General features: G+C 69.7%; 18 protein-coding genes. 13 read left to right on the forward strand and 5 right to left on the reverse strand.

The features are described from left to right. Window positions 1–93 precede the first annotated feature (93 nt). The 4 genes from METY_RS00685 (at window position 94) to pdxR (ending at window position 4,436) form a co-directional block, all read left to right on the forward strand. Complete coding sequence (locus METY_RS00685) at window positions 94–1,176, forward strand: ABC transporter ATP-binding protein (RefSeq protein WP_103119474.1); 1,083 nt, start codon at window positions 94–96, stop codon at window positions 1,174–1,176. Beyond that, window positions 1,173–2,033: an ABC transporter permease gene (locus tag METY_RS00690; protein ID WP_103119475.1), complete on the forward strand. Its 861-nt coding sequence runs from the start codon at window positions 1,173–1,175 to the stop codon at window positions 2,031–2,033. Before METY_RS00685 ends, METY_RS00690 begins: the two co-directional genes overlap by 4 nt. Further along, a complete protein-coding gene (locus METY_RS00695) occupies window positions 2,033–2,854 on the forward strand; it encodes an ABC transporter permease (RefSeq protein ID WP_103119476.1) in 822 nt (273 codons plus the stop codon). Before METY_RS00690 ends, METY_RS00695 begins: the two co-directional genes overlap by 1 nt. A gap of 70 nt (window positions 2,855–2,924) precedes the next feature. Continuing rightward, complete coding sequence (gene pdxR / locus METY_RS00700) at window positions 2,925–4,436, forward strand: MocR-like pyridoxine biosynthesis transcription factor PdxR (protein ID WP_103119477.1); 1,512 nt, start codon at window positions 2,925–2,927, stop codon at window positions 4,434–4,436. A 27-nt stretch (window positions 4,437–4,463) separates the two neighbouring features. On the opposite strand, the gene METY_RS00705 is transcribed toward pdxR, so the two are convergent. Further along, window positions 4,464–5,126, reverse strand: coding sequence for a response regulator (locus tag METY_RS00705; protein ID WP_103119478.1), 663 nt, complete (start codon window positions 5,124–5,126; stop codon window positions 4,464–4,466). Window positions 5,127–5,130: 4 nt separating this feature from the next. Beyond that, a complete protein-coding gene (locus METY_RS00710) occupies window positions 5,131–6,543 on the reverse strand; it encodes a HAMP domain-containing sensor histidine kinase (protein WP_103119479.1) in 1,413 nt (470 codons plus the stop codon). 213 nt (window positions 6,544–6,756) lie between these two features. On the opposite strand from METY_RS00710, the gene METY_RS00715 reads away from it, so the two are divergent. Together METY_RS00715 and METY_RS00720 are read left to right on the forward strand one after the other, a co-directional pair. Continuing rightward, window positions 6,757–8,562 carry a methanol/ethanol family PQQ-dependent dehydrogenase gene (locus METY_RS00715; protein WP_103119480.1) on the forward strand — a complete coding sequence of 602 codons (1,806 nt, stop codon included), beginning with the start codon at window positions 6,757–6,759 and terminating at the stop codon, window positions 8,560–8,562. Between the two features lie 314 nt (window positions 8,563–8,876). Further along, window positions 8,877–9,302: a DUF983 domain-containing protein gene (locus METY_RS00720; RefSeq protein ID WP_103119481.1), complete on the forward strand. Its 426-nt coding sequence runs from the start codon at window positions 8,877–8,879 to the stop codon at window positions 9,300–9,302. A 24-nt stretch (window positions 9,303–9,326) separates the two neighbouring features. Here METY_RS00720 and METY_RS00725 read toward each other — a convergent pair whose 3' ends face one another. Further along, window positions 9,327–10,697 carry an aminotransferase-like domain-containing protein gene (locus METY_RS00725; protein ID WP_103119482.1) on the reverse strand — a complete coding sequence of 457 codons (1,371 nt, stop codon included), beginning with the start codon at window positions 10,695–10,697 and terminating at the stop codon, window positions 9,327–9,329. Window positions 10,698–10,900: 203 nt separating this feature from the next. Here METY_RS00725 and METY_RS00730 point away from each other — a divergent pair, with 203 nt between their 5' ends. Continuing rightward, the gene (locus tag METY_RS00730; protein ID WP_103119483.1) at window positions 10,901–11,101 is read left to right on the forward strand and encodes a hypothetical protein; all 201 of its coding nucleotides are present in this window, start codon (window positions 10,901–10,903) and stop codon (window positions 11,099–11,101) included. Between the two features lie 90 nt (window positions 11,102–11,191). On the opposite strand, the gene METY_RS00735 is transcribed toward METY_RS00730, so the two are convergent. Next, window positions 11,192–12,160 carry a Bug family tripartite tricarboxylate transporter substrate binding protein gene (locus METY_RS00735; protein WP_103119484.1) on the reverse strand — a complete coding sequence of 323 codons (969 nt, stop codon included), beginning with the start codon at window positions 12,158–12,160 and terminating at the stop codon, window positions 11,192–11,194. A gap of 145 nt (window positions 12,161–12,305) precedes the next feature. Between METY_RS00735 and METY_RS00740 the strand changes: the two genes are divergently transcribed. From METY_RS00740 to METY_RS00765, 6 genes are all read left to right on the forward strand, one after another. Further along, window positions 12,306–13,205 carry a LysR family transcriptional regulator gene (locus METY_RS00740; protein ID WP_103119485.1) on the forward strand — a complete coding sequence of 300 codons (900 nt, stop codon included), beginning with the start codon at window positions 12,306–12,308 and terminating at the stop codon, window positions 13,203–13,205. 112 nt (window positions 13,206–13,317) lie between these two features. Beyond that, the gene (locus tag METY_RS00745) at window positions 13,318–14,316 is read left to right on the forward strand and encodes a Bug family tripartite tricarboxylate transporter substrate binding protein (RefSeq protein ID WP_103119486.1); all 999 of its coding nucleotides are present in this window, start codon (window positions 13,318–13,320) and stop codon (window positions 14,314–14,316) included. 4 nt (window positions 14,317–14,320) lie between these two features. Beyond that, complete coding sequence (locus METY_RS00750) at window positions 14,321–14,767, forward strand: tripartite tricarboxylate transporter TctB family protein (RefSeq protein WP_103119487.1); 447 nt, start codon at window positions 14,321–14,323, stop codon at window positions 14,765–14,767. A gap of 4 nt (window positions 14,768–14,771) precedes the next feature. Further along, window positions 14,772–16,271 carry a tripartite tricarboxylate transporter permease gene (locus METY_RS00755; protein ID WP_103119488.1) on the forward strand — a complete coding sequence of 500 codons (1,500 nt, stop codon included), beginning with the start codon at window positions 14,772–14,774 and terminating at the stop codon, window positions 16,269–16,271. Between the two features lie 115 nt (window positions 16,272–16,386). After that, complete coding sequence (locus tag METY_RS00760; protein ID WP_103119489.1) at window positions 16,387–16,635, forward strand: helix-turn-helix domain-containing protein; 249 nt, start codon at window positions 16,387–16,389, stop codon at window positions 16,633–16,635. Then, window positions 16,635–17,939 carry a type II toxin-antitoxin system HipA family toxin gene (locus METY_RS00765; RefSeq protein WP_103119490.1) on the forward strand — a complete coding sequence of 435 codons (1,305 nt, stop codon included), beginning with the start codon at window positions 16,635–16,637 and terminating at the stop codon, window positions 17,937–17,939. The genes METY_RS00760 and METY_RS00765 overlap by 1 nt, the downstream gene beginning before the upstream one ends. Before the next feature lie 18 nt (window positions 17,940–17,957). Here METY_RS00765 and METY_RS00770 read toward each other — a convergent pair whose 3' ends face one another. After that, on the reverse strand, window positions 17,958–19,154 hold the full coding sequence (locus METY_RS00770) for an L-talarate/galactarate dehydratase (RefSeq protein ID WP_103119491.1): 1,197 nt from the start codon (window positions 19,152–19,154) through the stop codon (window positions 17,958–17,960). Window positions 19,155–19,274: the final 120 nt, after the last annotated feature.

A 19,274-nucleotide genomic window follows, 5' to 3' on the forward strand; every position in this document is an offset into this window, starting at 1 on the left:
GCGCTCAAGCGGCGCGCCGGCGTCCGTCTCGCCCACGAACGCCGGCGCGCGAGCTTCTTTCCGATCCGCGTCGTCCGCAGGAGTTCCCAGCGCGTGTCCTACATCTCCCTCGACGGCGTCTCGAAGCAGTACGGCGCCGCCTGGGCCGTCGACCGCGTGGCGATGGCGATCGAGAAGAACGAGTTCGTCTCGCTGCTGGGCCCCAGCGGCTCCGGCAAGACCACCCTGCTGCGCATCATCGCCGGGCTGGAGAAGCCGACCAACGGCCGCGTGCTGATCGGCGGCGAGGACGTCACCGATCTGCCGCCGCACAAGCGGGGCGTCGCGATGGTGTTCCAGGAGTTCCTGCTGTTCCCGCACCGGACCGTGCGCGAAAACCTCGCCTTCCCGCTGCGCATGCTGAAGCTGCCGAAGACCGAGGCCGACGAGCGCATCGACTGGGTGCTCGGCATCCTCTCGCTGCGCGGGCTCGAAGGCCGCTACCCCAACCAGCTCTCCGGCGGCCAGCAGCAGCGCGTCGCGCTCGGCCGCGGGCTCGTCGGCCGGCCGAAGGCGCTGCTGCTCGACGAGCCGCTCGCCAACCTCGACCGCGAGCTGCGGCAGGAGATGGAGGTCGAGATCCGCAAGCACCAGACGGCGCTCGGCATCCCCTTCATCTACGTCACGCACAACCAGGAAGAGGCGCTCTCCATGAGCGACCGGATCGCGGTGGTGCGGAACGGCCGGATCGAGGATTTCGCGCCGCGCGCCGAGATCTACGACCGGCCGAAGACCGCCTTCATCGCACAGTTCGTCGGGCGCTCGAACCGCTTCGTCGGCGTGCTGAAGCGCGAGGGCGCGACCGCGGCGATCGACGCCGGCGCCGTCGCGCTCGCGACCGCCGACCGGCCGGAGCTCAAGGACGGCGCGGCGGTCGCGGCCTATGTGAAGAACGAGAAGATCCGGCTCCGGACGCCGGAGACGCTCCGCGCCCTCGGCGCGAACGCGCTGGCGGCGACGGTGAAGCACGTCATCCTGCGCGGCGCCTACGCCGAGTACGTCCTGACCTGGGCGGCCGGCGAGATGATCGCGAGCCGGCCCCGCGCGGAAGTGGAGTTCTCCGCCGGCGACGCCGTGGTCGCGCATTGGGACCCGGCCGACGTCGACGTGTTCCCCGAGAAGGAGGCCGCCGCGTGAGGACCCGCCTCGCCCCCTGGCTGACGCTCGGCGTCCCGACCGTCTTCCTGGTCGCGCTGTTCGTCCTGCCGTTGCTGTCGATGCTCGTGCTCAGCGTCTGGCGGACCGAGAACTACCACATCGTGCAGGACTGGAACCTCAGGAACTACTGGGTGCTGGCGACCGACGGCGCCTACGCCACCTTCCTCCTCCGCTCGATTGCGATGGCGACCGCGGTCTCGGTGATCTGCACCGCCATCGCCTGGCCGGTCGCCTACGGCATCACGCTCTACGGCGGGCGCTACAAGCTGCTGCTGACGCTGGGCTTCGCGGTGCCGTTCCTCACCGGCGAGGTGCTGCGGGTGATCGCGCTGCAGGGGCTGCTCGGACCGGTGGGCCTCGTCAACGGCGTGCTGATGTCGCTGGGGGCCGCGCCGCTGCGCGCCATCATGTACACCAACGTCGCGAGCGCGATCGGCCTCGTCTACCTCTACCTGCCGATCGTGGTGACGGTGATCTACCTGTCGCTGCTGAACTTCGACCAGCGCCTGCTCGACGCCGCCAAGATCTTCGGCGCGAGCCCGGCGCGCGCCTTCTTCGAAATCGCCTGGCCGCTCAACCTGTTCGGCACGCTGATCGGCTTCGCGCTCTGCTTCATCCCCTGCCTCTCGGCGACGCTCGCCCCGCGCTTCCTCGGCGGCCCCAACGGCACGCTCTACGGCATGGCGATGGCGCAGCAGTTCGGCGAGAGCGGCACCTGGGCGCTCGGCGCCGCCATGGGCGTGGTGCTGTTCGCGCTCTCGATCGCCGCGGTGTTCGTGGCGTTCCGCACGGTCGACCTGCGCCGCACCGGCTTCACGGGCTTCGGGAGGGGCTGATGCGGTTTCGTCCGGGCAAGATCGCGCTGATCGCCGCCGTCGTCGTCTCGTACCTCTTCCTCTACCTGCCGATCGTGCACATCGGGCTCGCGAGCCTTTCGCGGAACTCGAGCTTCCCCTATCCGCCGCACTGGTCGTTCGCGACCATGTCCCGGCTGCTCGGCAACTCGCTCTACCAGACCGCGCTCGGCAACAGCCTGCTGCTGGGCGTGCTGGTGGCGACGCTCTCCACCGCGCTCGCCGGCGCCGCCACCATCGGGCTGATGCGGCACGCGGGCCGGAAGACGACCCTGTTCCTCGCCCTCTTCATCGCGCCGCTGTTCGTGGCCGAGGTGCTGCTCGGCATCTCGTCGCTGATCTTCAGCGGGCTGTTCCTCGGGTTGCAGGGCAACCTCGGCTCCGCGGTGCTCGCCAACGTCGTGCACTGCTTCTCCTACGCCCTGCTGATCATGGCGACGCAGCTCTACCGCTACGACTGGCGGCTCGACGACGCCGCCATGGTGTTCGGCGCGACGCCCGCGCGGACCTTCTTCGAGGTGACCCTTCCGCTGATCTGGCCGGGGCTGCTGGGCGCCTTCATCGTCACCTTCATCATGGCGTTCAACAACCTCGAGATCTCGTTCTACCTGCTGGGCGCCACGCCCACCCTGCCGTCGGTCGCCTGGGGCGCGCTGCGCTACGGCGTCAAGCCGGAGCTCTACGCGCTCGCGACCTGCGTGAACCTCGTGGTGCTCTGCGTGCTGGCGGTGATGTTCGTCCTGATGCGCACCGGGCTCGCCACCTTCGGCCATCGGCCGGAACGGGAGCGCGCCGCGGTCTGACCGCCGACGGACCCGCGGCGCGAATCTTGCGTTCGGTCGGCGTCACGCGACCCTTCGCCCGGATGCCGCCTTGCCTCTGCTCGACGCCCTCGGTCTCGACCTCGAACGCCGGCCCGACGCGCCGCTGCACCGGCAGCTCTACGAGCGGCTGATCGACGGCATCGCCGCCGGCGCCATCAAGCCGGGCGAGAAGCTGCCCTCGACGCGCGATCTTGCGCAGTTTCTGGGCGTCTCCCGCAACACCATCATGCTGGCGTTCGAGCACCTGACGGCGGAGGGCTTCCTCGAGGGCCAGAGCGGCTCCGGCACCTACGTCGCCCGGGAGCCGCCGTCGAAGGCGGCGACCCCCGCCCCGGCGCGCATCAACCCGGCGCTGCGCGCGGCGGGCACGCTCGACCGCTCCTTCGCCTGCGGCGCAGGCTTCGCGGACGTTCCCGCCACGCTCCGGCACATGCGCCGGCCGGTGCCGTTCCGGTCCAACTTCCCGGCGGTCGACGCCTTCCCCGTCCAGGTCTGGGCGAAGCTCGCGGCCGACATCTATCGCAAGATGAGCCCCGAGCTCGCCGGCGAGCTGATGGGCGAAGGCGACCCGCAGGGCTACGCCCCGCTGCGCGAGGCGATTGTCGAGCACGTCACGCTCGGCCGCGGCCTCGTCTGCCGGCCGGAGAACGTCGTGGTCTTCGCCGGCGCCCAGCACGCGGTCGACCTCGCCTGCCGCATCCTGCTGACCGAGGGCGAGACCGCCTGGTGCGAGGATCCGGGCTACGACGGCGCCTACGCCTCCGTCACCGCGGCGGGAGCCCGGCCCGTGGCCGTGCCGGTCGACGCCGACGGACTGGACGTCGCCGCCGGCGTGGCGCGGGCGCCCGACGCGCGGCTCGCCTATGTCTCGCCCTCGAAGCAGTTCCCGCTCGGCATGAGCCTCAGCCTGGAGCGCCGGCGGGCGCTGCTGGACTGGGCGGGCCGCGCCGACGCCTGGATCCTCGAGGACGACTACGACGCCGAGTTCCGCTACGCCGGCCGTCCGCTGCCCGCCCTGCACGCGCTCGACCGCGAGGCCCGCGTGATCTACCTCGGCACCTTCTCGAAGACGCTGTTTCCGGGGATCAGGCTTGGCTTCGCGGTGGTCCCGGACGCGCTGGTCGAGGCCTTCGTCGCGGCCCGCTCGGTGACCGGCCGCTACTCGCCGATGCTGGAGCAGGCGCTGGTCGCACGCTTTATGAGCGAGGGCCATTTCGCCAGCCACGTGCGCCGCATGCGCAAGCTCTACGCCCAGCGGCAGGCGCATCTTCTCGACGCCCTCGCCCGGCGGCTCGGCAACTGGATGACCCCGGAGCCGACCGACACCGGCATGGAGATCGTCGCCCGGCTGCGGCCGGGCCTGAGCGCGCGGCGGGTGGCCGCCGCCGCGGTCCAGGAGGGGCTGGAGCTGATGCCGCTCTCAGCCCTCGCACGCGAAGCCGAGGTCGACGATCTCCTCACCATCGGCTTCAGCGCGTTCTCGGCGGAGCAGATGGACGAGGGCGTGGAGACTCTTCGGACAGTGCTCCTGCGCCTGGAGTCGACGTCGCGCGCGCCCTGAGGCCCCAGGAGACCGACAGGACCGTCGTCAGGCCGGGCCGCCGCCCGCGGCGCGCATCTCGAGCAGGCCGGCGTCGATCGCGACCCACACGAGGTTTGCGTCCGTGCGGGCGTTGAGCTTCGCCTTGATGCCGGAATGGTAGTTCTGGATCGTCTTCTGGCTGAGCGAGAGCGCGTCCGCGATCTCGTCGGTCGTCATGCCCGAAGCGATCAGCTGCAGGATCTCGACCTCCCGCGGCCCGAGCGCGTCCAGCGGCGACTTGCGGCCCGACAGCCGCTCGACGGCGATCTCGTGGGCGATGTCGTCGCTGACGGCCTTGCCGCCGGCCGCGATGGTCGCGATCGCGGCGATCAGCGCCTCGGGCGGGCTGCTTTTGGTGACGTAGCCCGCCGCGCCCGCCTCGAAGGCCTTCAGCGCGTAAGACAGGCCCTCGTGCATCGTGAAGACCAGGATCCTCGCCTTGCGGTCGACCGCGCGGATGCGCCGGATCGCCTCCAGCCCGCTCGAGCCCGGCATGCTGAGGTCCACGACGACGATGTCGGCCGGCTCCCGGCGGTAGGCGAGATAGGCCGCCGCCGTGCTGTCGGCCTCGCCGGTGACGCGGTAGCCCGGCTGAAGCTCGATCAGCTTGCGGTAGCCGGCGCGCACGACCGGATGATCGTCGACCAGAAGGATCGTGAGGTCGCTCATCGCGTCAGGCCGCCTTGTCCTCGATCTCCGGTCCGCGCCGCTCGCCGGCGCGCGCGAGCGGGATCACCGCCGAGATCCGGACGCCGCGCTCCGATGCGCCCGCCTGGAACCGTCCGCCGAGCGCGTCGACCCGCTCGCGGATGCCGACGAGGCCGTGTCCGCGGCCAGCGCCGAGATCCTGCGCCGAGCCGCCGCCGTCGTCCTCCACCGTCACCGAGACGGCGTCCGTCGGCTCCGCGGAGCGTTCGACGCGCAGGCGGACCTCCTGCGGCCGGCCGTGCTTCGCGGCGTTGGTCAGACCTTCCTGGGCGATGCGGTAGACCGTCAGCGCCGCCTGCTCCGGCGCGCCGTCGACGTCGCCTGCGAGCTCGAGCCGGAACACAGGGCGCTGCGCCGCGATCGCGACGCGGGCGTTCCAGCTCGCCACGAGATGCGCGAGGCTGTGCTCCAGCCCGACGTCGTCGAGCTCCGGAGGCCGCAGCCGGGCGAGCGCGTTCTTGAGCGTGGCGGCCATGCCTTCGCTGAGGCCCGCGATCTCGCGCGCGCTTTCAGCGATGTCGGGGCGGTCCTTGGCGCTCGCGGAAGCGATCGCGGCGGCGAGCGCGCGGGCGCCGGTGAGGCACTGGCCGAACTCGTCGTGGAGGTCCCGCGCGAGGGCGAGGCGCTCCTCCTCCTGCACGTTGAACAGACGCCGGGTCACCGCCGCGCGCGCCTCGGTGGTGCGGGCGAGGCGCTCCGTCAGGTCGTTGAACGCCCGGGCGACATGGGCGAACTCGCGGGCGGCGAAGTGCGGCAGGCGCACCGAATGGTCGCCGCCCTCCAGCCGCTTCAGCCCACGCACGATGGTCTCGACCGGCCGCAGCGCGTGGCCGATCGCAAGTGTTGCGAGCAGCGCGATCGCAATCGCCATCGCGCCCGCGACGCCGATCACGACGCTGACCTGCCGCCAGGCCCGCCATGCCACCGTCCCCGGCTCCGCCTCCGCTTCGACCGTCCCCACCTCGTGGCGGCCGCTCGCGACGGTCCGGGTCGCCGGCTCGACGGCGCCGAACAGCGCGCCGTTCAGGGCTTCGAACCAGCGGGGCGCCTCGCCCACTTCGGACAAGCCGCCGCAGAAGCGGGTCGGCGCGTCCCCGGTCCAGGCGAGCGTCACGCAGAATCCGGGTCCGATGATCCGGAGGGTGTCTGCGGTGCGCCATTCGGGAAAGGCGAGCTTGGCGCCGGAGCCCTGGGCCCCTCGGAACATGACCTCGCGCCAGGCGAGGTTTCGCGCCTCCCGTTCGACGCGCTGCGCGGTCGCCGCCACCTCGTCCCGGATCACGCGGTTGGCCTCGATCATCGTCCAGGCGCCCGCGCAGGCGAGGCACAGGGCCACGACCGCAAAGATCCGCAGAACGAGGGCCGCCACCAGCGACATGTTTTCGCCTTCCGTCTCAATGTCTTGGTGTCCAAGACCAAAGCCCCGAAAGCAAGCGTCCCCAGCGAGATCAGGAGAAGTTCCCAGCGCATGTCGGGAGCCGCGCTCTTGGGATCTTCTCTCTTATCAGCAGTTTCACAAGGACAGCGGACGGATCGCTCGAGACGAAACAAAAGACGCCGCCGGCGCCGCCCGCGCTTCCGGAGAACGTCCATGAAACGCGCTTTGCTTTTCGGCCTCGGCGCCGCGATCCTCGCCGGATCGGCGCCCGCTTTCGCCAACGACAGCGTCGAGGCGATCCTCAAGGACCCCAAGCAGTGGGGCATCCAGACCGGCGACTACGCCAACACCCGTTACTCCAAGCTCGATCAGATCACGGCGAAGAACGTCGACAAGCTCCAGGTGGCCTGGACCTTCTCGACCGGCGTGCTGCGCGGCCATGAGGGCGGCCCGCTCGTGATCGGCGACGTGATGTATGTCCACACGCCGTTCCCGAACAACGTGTTCGCGCTCGACCTGAACGACAACGGCCGCATCATCTGGAAGTACGAGCCCCGCCAGGACCCGAACGTGGTCCCGGTGATGTGCTGCGACACCGTCAACCGCGGCGTCGCCTACGCCGACGGCATGATCTTCCTGCAGCAGGCGGACACCACGGTCGTCGCGCTCGACGCCAAGTCGGGCAAGAAGATCTGGTCGGTCGTCAACGGCGACCCGAAGAAGGGCGAGACCAACACCGCGACCGTGCTGCCGGTGAAGGACAAGCTGCTGGTCGGCATCGCCGGCGGCGAGTTCGGCGTGCGCGGCCACCTCACCGCCTACGACCTCAAGACCGGCAAGCTGGCATGGCGCGCCTATTCGATGGGCCCGGACAAGGATCTCCTGGTCGACCCCGAAAAGACCACCGAGTTGGGTAAGCCGATCGGCAAGGATTCGTCGCTGAAGAGCTGGCAGGGCGACCAGTGGAAGATCGGCGGCGGCACTACCTGGGGCTGGTACTCCTACGATCCGAAGCTGAACCTCGTGTATTACGGCTCCGGCAACCCCTCGACCTGGAATCCGAAGCAGCGGCCCGGGGACAACAAGTGGTCGATGACGATCTGGGCGCGCGATCCCGATACAGGCGTCGCCAAGTGGGTCTATCAGGTCACCCCCCATGACGAGTGGGACTACGACACCACCAACGAAATGATCCTCACGGATCAGAAGATTGACGGTAAGGAGCGCAAGCTCCTCACCCATCCCGACCGCAACGGCTTCGCCTACACGCTCGACCGCGAGACCGGCGAGCTGCTGGTCGCGGAGAAGTACGACCCGGTGGTGAACTGGGCCACGAAGGTCGACATGGACAAGTCATCCAAGACCTACGGCCGCCCGCTTCTCGTCGCCAAGTATTCGACGGAGCAGAACGGCGAGGACGTGAACAGCCAGGGCATCTGCCCGACCGCGCTCGGCACCAAGGACCAGCAGCCCTCCGCCTACTCGCCCGAGACCGAGCTGTTCTACATCCCGACCAACCACGTCTGCATGGACTACGAGCCGTTCCAGGTGGCCTACACGGCGGGCCAGCCCTACGTCGGCGCGACCCTCTCGATGTACCCGGCGCCCAACAGCCACGGCGGCATGGGCAACTTCATCGCCTGGGATAACAGGGCGGGCAAGATCGTCTGGTCCAACAAGGAGATGTTCTCGGTGTGGTCCGGGGCGCTGGCGACCGCCGGCGGCGTGGTGTTCTACGGCACGCTCGAGGGCTACCTGAAGGCGGTCGACGCCAAGACCGGCAAGGAGCTTTACAAGTTCAAGACGCCGTCCGGCATCGTCGGAAACGTCATGACCTACGAGAACAAGGGCCAGCAGTACGTCGCGGTGCTCTCGGGCGTCGGCGGCTGGGCCGGCATCGGCCTCGCGGCCGGCCTGACCGGCGGCAACGAAGGCCTCGGAGCCGTCGGCGGCTACGCCGCGCTCGCCCAGTACACCGCTCTCGGCGGGCAGCTCACGGTGTTCGAGCTCCCGCGTTGACCCGATTTCGGGCCCGGACCTCCGGACCCCCCGCTTTTCCATAGCGTGTCCGGGCTTCCCTTCCTCCCTCGGCCCCGACGCAGAACTTATGGACACGGCGAGCTCCCTCGTGGGCTCGCCGTCTTTTTTTGTCCCGACGTCGGGACGGGCAGCCGAACCCCATCGGCGCGCAGTCTGAAGCCGCGACGAGGGAACGATCGACCTCGAGAAAAACTTTCGGGCGGCGGCGGTGCGCGCTATCGGCTGCGGAGCTTCATCAACATGTCTGCATACATTCTTGACAATGTATGCCTTAGATCCTATCTCTCTCGCGCATGAAGGCCTCAGAGGAGACTCCCATGACGGCGGCGACCTATCCCCGCCTGAACCCCTACGACGTGGGCGTGCGCGGCCGTTGCCCGCGCTGCGGCGAGGGGAAGATGTTCAACGGGTTCCTGACGTTGAAGCCGAAGTGCGAGGTCTGCGGCCTCGACTACTCCTTCGCCGACCCGGCGGACGGGCCGGCCTTCTTCGCCATCACCTTCGCCTGCCTGCCCTCGGCCTGCTTCGCGGTCTGGCTGGAGCTCGCCTACCAGGCGCCGTACTGGGTCCACCTGGTCACGACGGTGCCGATCATGCTGGCGACGCTGCTGCCGCCGCTGAGGCCCCTGAAGGGCTGGCTGGTCGCGAGCCAGTACTACCACAAGGCCGCCGAGGGCCGTCTCGTCCGCCCCGGCGACGAGGACGACGCCGAGCGCTGAACCTTGGCCGGTCGTCGGCGGCGCTCACACCACCTCGTGCAGCGTCCATCGATCGTCGCTCAGGATCTGGGCCAACGTGGTCAGCGCGGAGGCGAGCCGCACCCGCTCCGGCACCGCGCCGAGTGAAATCCGCACCGCCTCGACCGCAGGGCCGCCGGCGTTGAACGCGTCGGACGGCGTGACCGCGAGACCCTGCGCCCGCGCCCGGTCCGCCAGCCGGCGCCGATCCCAGCGCGCCGGCAGCGGCAGCCACAGATGCAGGCCGTTCGGATGCGCACGCCCGTCCGGCAGAGCCGCCCGGGCCAGCGTCTGGCGCGCGGCGGCTTCAGTGCGCACGCCGTCGAGAAAGACCTGCGCCGTGCCCTCCCGGATCCAGCGTCCGAGCACCGCCGTCATCAGCGGCGGCGCCATCAGGCTGACCGCGCGAAGGCCCCCGACGAGCTCGGCTCGCGCCGCCGGCGACGGCGCCACGACGTAAGCCACCCGCAGGCCCGGCGTCAGGCATTTCGACAGGGTGTGGACGTGCCAGGTGAGATCGGGCGCGAGAGTCGCGAAGGGCGGCGGCGCGTCCCTCGCCAGCGGCGAATAGGGATCGTCCTCCAGGATCGGCAGGTCGTGGGCGGCCGCGACGGCGGCCAAGGCGCGCCGCCGCGCCTCCGGCATGGTGATGGCGGTGGGATTTCCGATCGTCGGGTTCAGATAGACGAAGGCCGGCTTGCGCGTCTTGCACAGGCGATCGAGCGCGTCCGGCCGCATGCCGTCCGCGTCCGTCTCGACCACGCGCGCATCGAGGCCGTACTGGTGGGCGATCGACAGGGCGCCGGGATAGACCAGCGGCTCGCAGGCCATGCCGTCGCCGGAGCCTGCGACGGTGGTGGCGATCGCCGCCATCGCGCCCTGCGCCCCCGCCGCGACGAGGATGCGGTCCGGGTCGACGGCGCCCAGCGTCGGCCGCAGCCAGGTCGCCGCCGCCGCCCGGTCCGAGCTCGAGCCCGCGCCGGGGTGGTAGGACATCAGCTGGTCGATGTCGGTGCGCGCCACGAGATCGGCGACGCTCCGGCCCAGAACCTCCGCGAGCCGCACGCCGCGCGGCGCGGGCGGAATGTTCATGCCGAGGTCGATCGGCGGGGCCGCGGGATCCCGGCGGGCCGCGACGAAGGAGCCGCGCCCCGTGACCGCGTCGAGCAGGGCCCGGCGCCGGGCCTCCGCGTAGGCCCGCGTCACCGTGGTGAGATCGACGGAGAGCGCCTGCGCGAGGCTGCGCTGCGGCGGAAGCCGGTCGCCCTCGCGGAGCGCCCCGGAGGCCACCGCGCCCTCGATGGCGTCCGCGATCTGCAGATAAAGCGGCCCGCCCGCCGGGTCGATCCGGGGCGTCCACGACGTCGCGCCGCTCATCGCCGACCCTCATCCATGCACTCGCCGGATTGTATGCGGGACATTCCTGCCGACAATCAAGCGCCAGATGGCGGCGGGGCCCTCGCGCCATCGCGAATGACATAGCTCAAAGCCGCGGCCGGCCGACGGTGCGACGGTCTTGCCGGTCGGCGGCGCCTCTCGGGCGAGGCGCCGGAACTGCAGCGACAAGGAGCGGCGTTTCGATGATGGGCTGGTTCGTTCGGCTTTCCCTCGCCCTGGCGAGCTTCGTCACCGCCGTCTTCGTGGCGCGGGACGCGCCGAACTTCGGCGTCGTCAACGTGTTCGTCGCGATCACGCTGCTGGTGCTGGGCCTCGCCGTTCTCGCCGTCTGGTCGCCGGTCGTCCTGTGGGCGAAGGGCGCCTGGCGGAACCTGACCTCCTGAGCCCTGCGGGTCGCGCAGGCCGCCAGGGCCTGCCTAGCCGCGGGAGACGGGCGCCGGGCCGCGGACGGCCCGGCCGGAGACGCCTCCTTGTTACGGCGAGGGAATGTTGCCGTCCGCCACCACCTGCTTCCAGCGGGCGATCTCCTTGGCCTGAAACGCCTCGAACTCCTTGCCGGTGTTCGCCACCACGTCGAAGCCGGTCTTGGCGAAGGCGGCCTTGACCGCGTCGGTGCGGAGCGCGTCGGTCAGGGCCTTCTCGAGCTTGGCGCGGACGGCCGGATCGAGGCCCTTGGGCGCGCCGAAGGCCTGCCAGGAGTAGACGTCGACGCCTTCGACGCCCTGCTCCTTCAGCGTCGGAACGTCCGGCAGCATGGCGTGGCGCTCGTCGCTGGTGACCGCCAGCGCCTTGACTTTGCCGGCCGCGATCTGCGGGGAGATCACGCCGAGGTTCTGGAACGAGGCGTCGGTCTGGCCGCCGATGAGGTCGACGATGGCCGGTCCGCCGCCCTTGTAGGGGATGTGGTTTCCGCTGGTCCCGGTCTTCTGCCAGAACAGCTCGGCCGTCAGATGATCCGAGGAGCCGGAGCCGGAGCTCGCGAACGAGACCTTCTCGGGGTTCGCCTTCAGGTAGGCGATCAGCTCGCCGACGGTGTTCGCGGGAAAGTCCTTCCGGACCACGAGCACGTTGGGCGTGCGCACGGCGACGGTGAGCAGGTCGAAGTCCTTGGCGGCGTCGTAGGTCAGACCCTTGAACAGCGCCGGGTTGATCGACCACACCGACAGCGCGGCGCACAGGATGGTGTAGCCGTCCGGAGCCGAGCGCGCGACGGCGGCCGCGCCCATGTTGCCGGTCGCGCCCGGGCGGTTCTCGACGATCATGTTCGCGCCGATCGTCTTTTCGGCGGCGGCGGCGACGATGCGGGCCGCGGCGTCCGACCCGCCGCCCGGCGGGAACGGCACGACCACGGTGATCGGGCGCTCGGGGTAGCCGGCCGCGACGGCCGGGACCGCGGCGGCGACGATCGCGGCGGCGGCGCAGATAGCTCGAACGATGCGCATGTGCGCGTCTCCTGTCAGGCGTTCCCTGGGGCGGGCGCTCTGGCGGCGCCGCTGCCGAGGGAAACGCTAGCGGGGGCGTCGATGCTGGTCTAAGCCAGATGCGGCATCGTCTGATGCCGTTGACGCATCGTTTGGCGACGGCTCCATGTTCGAGTTCACCCATCTGCGCTGTTTCGTGGCGGTGGCCGAGGAGCTGCATTTCGGGCGCGCGGCCCGGCGGCTGAACATGACGCAGCCGCCGCTCAGCCGTCAGATCCAGCTGCTCGAGCACCTGCTCGAGGCGAAGCTGTTCGAGCGCTCCAACCGGCGGGTGGCGTTGACTCCCTCGGGCCGGGCCTTCCTGCCCGAGGCGCGCCGCCTGCTGCAGCTCGCGGAAGGCGCGGCGATGTCGATCCGGCGCATCGGCGTCGGCGAGGCGGGCACTGTGACGATCGGCTTCACCGCCGCGTCCGGCTACGACTTCCTCCCCCGCATCGTGCGCGAGCTGCGGGCGGAGCTCGCGACCGTCGACCTCGTGCTGCGCGAGGCCGTGACCTCGGCGCAGCTCGACGCCCTCGCCTCCGGCCGGCTCGACATCGCGCTGGTTCGGCCGCCGGTCCGCCGCGCGAGCTTCCGCTCCAGGATCGTGCTGCGGGAGCCGATGATCCTCGCGCTGCCGGCCGGCCACCCCATGGCCGCGCGCGACGTGATCGACCTGCACGATCTCGGCGACGAGCCGGTGATCAGCTACTCGCCGTTCGAAGCGCGCTACTTCCACGATCTGGTGCTCAGCCTGTTCGGCGCCGCCGGCGTGCAGCCGACGATCACCCAGCACGTCAGTCAGATTCATTCGGTGCTGGCGCTGGTCCGCATCGGCCTCGGCCTCGCGCTGGTGCCCGAGGCGGCGGCGAAGCTGCGGTTCGACGGCGTCGTCCACCGCCCGATCCGGTCGCCGGGCGAAGGCATGGCGCAGCTCGCGGCGGTCTGGCGCACCGACCAGGAAAACCCGGCGGCGGAACGCGCGCTTGAGGTCATCCTGCGCCAAGCGCCGCCGCTCGACAGCTAAGCGATACGCAGGCGGCATCAATCGATGCTGTTTTTGTCTTGGACAGCAACGACGCGCACTGGGACCCTCGCCTCCAAATAACCCGCGCAAAGCGGATCCAAGGAGGACTCCCATGACGTTCGCAGCGACGCCGCTCACCCGTCGCCTCGCGCTCGGCCTTGCCGGCGCGGCGCTTCTCGGCATGACCCACACGGCGCCCGCCGCGGCGCAGACCTTCGATCGCCCGGTCCGCATCATCGTGCCCTACGCCCCGGGCGGCACCTCCGACACCCTCGCCCGGATCATCGCCCCGCTCCTTCAGGAGAAGGTCGGCCAGCCGGTCGTTGTCGAGAACAAGCCGGGCGCCGCCGGCAATATCGGCGCGGACGCCGTCGCCAAGGCCGACAAGGACGGGCAGACCTACCTGCTGACCGACGTCGGCACCGTGGCCTCGGCTCCCGGCCTTTTCGCCGACCTCACTTACAAGCCTCTCGAAGACCTCGCGCCGGTGACGATGGTGATGTTCTCGCCTTATGTGCTGGCGGTGAACCCCAAGCTCGAGGGCGTGACCGACGTCGCCAGCCTGCTCGCCTACGCCAAGGCCAACCCTGGCAAGCTCGCCGTCGCGAACTCAGGGATCGGCGGCGTCAACCACATCACCGCCGTCGCCATGGCGAAGGAGCTCGGGATCCAGTGGAAGACCGTGCCCTACAAGGGCGGCGCGGCCGCGACCCAGGCCGTGGTCTCCGGCGAGAGCAAGGTGATCATCAACGGCGCCACCGCGACGCTGCCCTTCGTGACCAACGGCCAGCTCAAGGGTCTTGCGGTGACGGGCGACGAGCGGGTCGCCGCCGCGCCCGATCTCCCGACCTTCAAGGAGGCGAAGCTGCCGCAGCCCAACGTCGGCTCGTGGCAGGGCCTGCTGACCACCGCCGGCTCGCCGCCTGAGAAGATCGCCGCGGTGAACGCCGCGGTGAACGAGGCGCTGAAGCGCCCCGAGGTGATCGAGCGCATCAAGCAGCAGGGCGGCCGCGTGGTCGGCGGACCGGCGGACGACCTCAAGACCTGGCTCGCGACCAACACCGAGAGCTGGGGCAAGATCATCGCCGACGCCGGGATCAAGGGCCAGTGAGGCCGTGACCACCCGCTTCGACCTGCAGGACGCGCTGTTCGGCGCGTTCCTCGTCGTCGTCGCCGCGCTGGTGTTCTACGCGACGCGGACGTTGAGCTTCGGTTCGCCGGCGGACATGGGCCCGGGCTTCATGCCGCGTGTGCTCGCCGGGATCGCGCTGGCCTTCGGGCTGTTCTTCGCCGCGCGCGGCTTCAGCCGCGGCGGCGAGCCGATCGATCCTCCGCGGCTGCGCCCCTTCGTGGCGGTGCTCGGCGCGATCGCGGCCTTCGCCCTGCTTGGCGTGAAGGCGGGCTTGGCCGTCGCCGCCGTCGCGACGGTTCTGGTCGCCGCCGCCGGCAGCGACGAGACCCGGCCGGTCGAAGTCGTCCTGTTCGCGATCGCGCTGGCGGCGGCCTCCGTGCTGCTGTTCGTGAAGGCGCTGGCGCTCCCCATTCCCGCCTGGCCCTGGTGACGGCATGGAGCTCTTCGACAGCCTGTTCCTCGGCCTGCAGGTCGCGGTCGAGCCGCAGAACCTGCTCTACTGCCTGTTCGGCGTCCTGATCGGCACCGCGATCGGCGTGCTGCCCGGCATCGGGCCGATCCCGACCGTCGCGCTGCTGCTGCCCTTCACCTTCGGACTGGAGCCCGCGACCGCCTTCATCATGCTGGCCGGCATCTTCTACGGCGCGCAGTACGGCGGCTCGACCACGGCGATCCTGGTCAACGTGCCGGGCGAGACCTCGTCGGTCGTCACCTGCATCGACGGCCACCAGATGGCGAAGAAGGGCCGCGCCGGGCACGCGCTGGCGATCGCCGCCATCTCCTCCTTCTTCGCCGGCACCGTGGCCACCATCGTCATCGCGCTGCTCGCGATTCCGCTCGCGGCGCTCGCGCTCAAGTTCACGGCGGTGGAGTACTTCTCCCTGCTGGTGCTCGGCCTGATCGCCGCGGTCGTGCTCGCCCACGGCTCGGTCGCCAAGGCCCTCGCCATGATCGTGCTGGGGCTGATCCTAGGGATCGTCGGCATCGACGTCTCCTCCGGCGCCTCGCGCATGACCTTCGGCATTCCGAACCTCGCGGACGGGCTCGATTTCGTTCCCGTCGCCATGGGTCTGTTCGGCCTCGGCGAGATCATCGCCAACCTCGAGCGTCCGGCCGAACGCCGCGTCGTGGCGCAGAAGGTCGGGAGCCTGATGCCGAGCGGGCCGGACCTGCGCCAGGCCTTCCCCGCGATGGTCCGCGGCACCGCGATCGGCTCGTTCCTCGGCGTGCTGCCGGGCGGCGGCGCCGCGCTGCCGCCCTTCACGGCCTACGCGCTGGAGAAGAAGTTCGCGAAGGATCCCTCACGCTTCGGACATGGCGCGATCGAGGGCGTCGCGGGGCCGGAGGCCGCCAACAACGCCGGCGCGCAGACCAGCTTCATCCCGCTGCTGACGCTCGGCATCCCGTCGAACGCGCTGATGGCGCTGATGATCGGCGCGCTGATGATGCACGGCATCCAGCCCGGTCCGCAGATCATGACCGAGCAGCCGGCGCTGGTCTGGGGCCTGATCGCCAGCATGTGGACCGGCAACCTGATGCTGCTGGTCATCAACCTGCCGATGATCGGGGTCTGGATCGCGATGCTGAAGATCCCCTACCGGCTGATGTTCCCGGCGATCGTGCTGTTCTGCTGCATCGGCGCCTACGGCATCTCCAACTCGATGTTCAACGTCTGGCTGATGCTGGGCTGCGCCGCGATCGGCTACTTCTTCATCAAGGTCGGCGTGGAGCCCGCGCCGCTGCTCCTCGGCCTCGTGCTCGGGCCGCAGCTCGAGGAGAACTTCCGCCGCGCCATGCTGCTGGCGGACGGCGACGTGACCGTGTTCGTCACCTCGCCGATCAGCGCGGCGATCCTCGCCATCGTCGCGCTGCTGCTGATCGCGATGTTCTCGCCGAAGATCGCCCGAAAGCGCGAAGAGGCGCTGGTGGAGTAGGACCGCTCCATACGCGTATGCGTATATCAGGCTTTTATACGCATACGCGTATATGCCCCTTATATACGCGTATGCGTATATTGATTGATTATACGCATACGCGTATTATGGCGATATGGCCGAACACATAGCTCGTACCGAACAGCAGTTGGGCGCCATCATACGACGGCAGCGGCGCAGCGCAGGCCTGAGCCAGAGCGCATTAGGTGAACTGGTTCATCTGCGGCAGGCGACAATCTCACGTCTCGAAAAGGGCGAACCCGCCATCCAGCTCAAGACACTTATGGAAATCCTGGCGGCTCTGCAGCTTGAGCTCGTTGTCCGCCCTCGCTCGACTTCAGACCAGATTATCAATCTGTTCTGATGGCGAAACGTCCAACTCGCATTCCCCTGAACGTCTTCCTCAACGGACGGCACGTCGGCGTGCTGCGCCGCCAGTCAAGCGGCGCCGTCGACTTCCGTTATGACCAAGCGTGGCTTGGTTGGGCGACGACATTTCCCATCTCGCATTCGCTGCCGCTGCGCGAGGAACAGTACATAGGCGACGCGGTCGCCAACGTCTTCGACAACCTGCTCCCGGACAGCCTCGCGCTCCGGACGCGCATCGCCGAGCGCGTCGGCGCGGCGGGGGTCGACGCGTACAGCCTGCTCAGGTCGCTCGGCCGCGACTGCGTCGGCGCTCTTCAGTTCCTGCCCGACGGCGAGGATCCCGGTCCGGCGGGGGAGGTCCGCTCCCAGCCCATGTCCGAGGACGACGTCGCCCGGCTCATCGATAATCTGGCGTCGGCGCCGCTGGGCGTTGGCCCGGAGGAGGATTTCCGCATCTCGCTGGCCGGAGCGCAGGAAAAGACGGCGCTGCTGCGCATCCGGGACAAGTGGTTCAAACCCTTGGGCGCGACGGCGACCACGCACATCCTGAAACCGGAGATCGGCGCGAGGGCGCTCGGCGTCGACTTTCCCCACAGCGTCGAGAATGAGCATCTCTGCCTCAGGCTCATGGCCGCGTTCGGCCTTCCCGTCGCCGAAACCGAGATCGCCGAGTTCGGAGGACGGCGCACGCTGGTCGTCCAGCGGTTCGACCGCTACTGGCGCAGCGACGGAAGGCTGTTGCGCTTGCCGCAGGAGGACATCTGCCAGGCGCTCTCCGTGCCCCAGACCCTCAAATACCAATCCGAGGGCGGGCCCGGGGCGACGCGAATCCTTGACCTGATGAAGGCGAGCGACACGCCGCAGGACGATGTCGCGACATTCCTCCGGGCGCTGGTCGCCTTCTGGCTGATCGGCGCGACGGACGGGCACGCGAAGAACTTCAGCATCTTCCTCGCGCCAGGCGGGCGCTTCCGCATGACGCCGCTCTACGATGTGCTGACGACCCAGCCGACGGTGGACGCCGGCCGGATCAGACGGAACCAATTCAAGCTCGCCATGTCTCTCGGCAAGAGCCGTCACTACCGGGTCGACGACATCGCTCCACGGCATTTCCTTGAGACCGCGGCGGACGCCGGCGTCGGCGGCTCCATCATGCGCGCGATCCTCGACGATCTCGCAGCGAACGCCCTGCGCATCGCGACCGAGGTTGTCGAAGAACTCCCCGCAGGCTTCCCTGAAGAGCTGACGGCGTCGATTCTGAACGCCATCCGACGCCGCGCGCCATTGCTCGCGGTTTAACGGGGTCCGCGCCGCTCCTTACCCCCGCTTGCCTTCCTCATGCGTCGCCACCGTCCAGGCGCGGGCCTGCTCGCTGATGGTGAAGCCGAGGCCGGGGCGGTTCGGCACCACCATGCGGCCGTCGCGGATCTCCAGCGTCTCGTCGAACAGCGGCTCCAGCCAGTCGAAGTGCTCCACCCACGGCTCGCGCGGGTAGGCGGCGCAGAGGTGGAGGTGGATCTCCATGGCGAAGTGCGGCGCCATCTTGAGGCCCTTGAAGTCGGCGAGCGCCATGATCTTCAGGAACTGGGTGATGCCGCCCACCCGGCCGGCGTCCGGCTGGATGAAGTCGACGCTGTCGTTGCGGATGAGTTCAAAATGCTCGGCGACGGAGGTCAGCATCTCGCCGGTCGCGATCGGCGTGTCGAGGGCGGCAGCGAGCTTGGCGTGCCCCTCCGCGTCATAGGCGTCGAGCGGCTCCTCGATCCAGAACAGGTTCATGGGCTCCAGCGCGCGGCCGACGCGGGAGGCGGTCGGTCGGTCCCACTGCTGGTTGGCGTCGACCGCGACGGGGAAGGCGTCGCCGAGCAGCTTCCGGACCGCCTCGACCCGGCGTAGGTCCACCATCGGGTCGGGCTGGCCGACCTTGATCTTGACGCCTCCGATGCCCTTGTCCTTCAGGCGGGCGCAGCTCTCCAGCACCTCCTCGATCGGCGACGACAGGAAGCCGCCGGACGTGTTGTAGGCCCGCACGGAGTCCCGGTGGGCGCCGAGGAGCTTGGCGAGCGGCAGACCGGCGCGCTTCGCCTTCATGTCCCAGAGCGCAATGTCCATGGCGGCGATCGCCTGAACCGCAAGGCCCGAGCGGCCGACCGAGGCGCCGGCCCAGCAGAGCTTCTCCCAGAGGCGCGCGATGTCGTTCGGGTCCTCGCCGATCAGGTTGTTGGCGATCTCCTTGGCGTGCGCGAACATGCCGGGGCCGCCGGCGCGCTTCGAATAGCTGAAGCCGTGGCCGAAGGCGCCGCTGGCGCTCTCGATCTCGCAGAACAGGATCGAGACCTCGGTCAGCGGCTTCTGCCGCCCGGTCAGCACCTTGGCGTCGCTGATCGGGGTCTTGAGCGGCAGGAAGGCGAGCGAGAGCTTCACCCAGGCGATTCGGTCGGTGGTGGCTTCGCCGGGCGCGAGGCCAGCCATCAGCGGGTTCGCGGCGATCGTAGAGGGCGTCGGGACGTTCATGGGGCGGTCTCCTCGGGTTGAGGCCGCCGTTCGCGCGCGGCCGTCTTGGCGTCGCGCTGAGGGGGACGCGACGATAGCCATACCGCGTCCGGATCGCCCTTCTCGATCCAGAGCGCGCAT

Source organism: Methylopila sp. Yamaguchi (assembly GCF_002897035.1).
Taxonomy (GTDB): Bacteria; Pseudomonadota; Alphaproteobacteria; order Rhizobiales; family Methylopilaceae; genus Methylopila.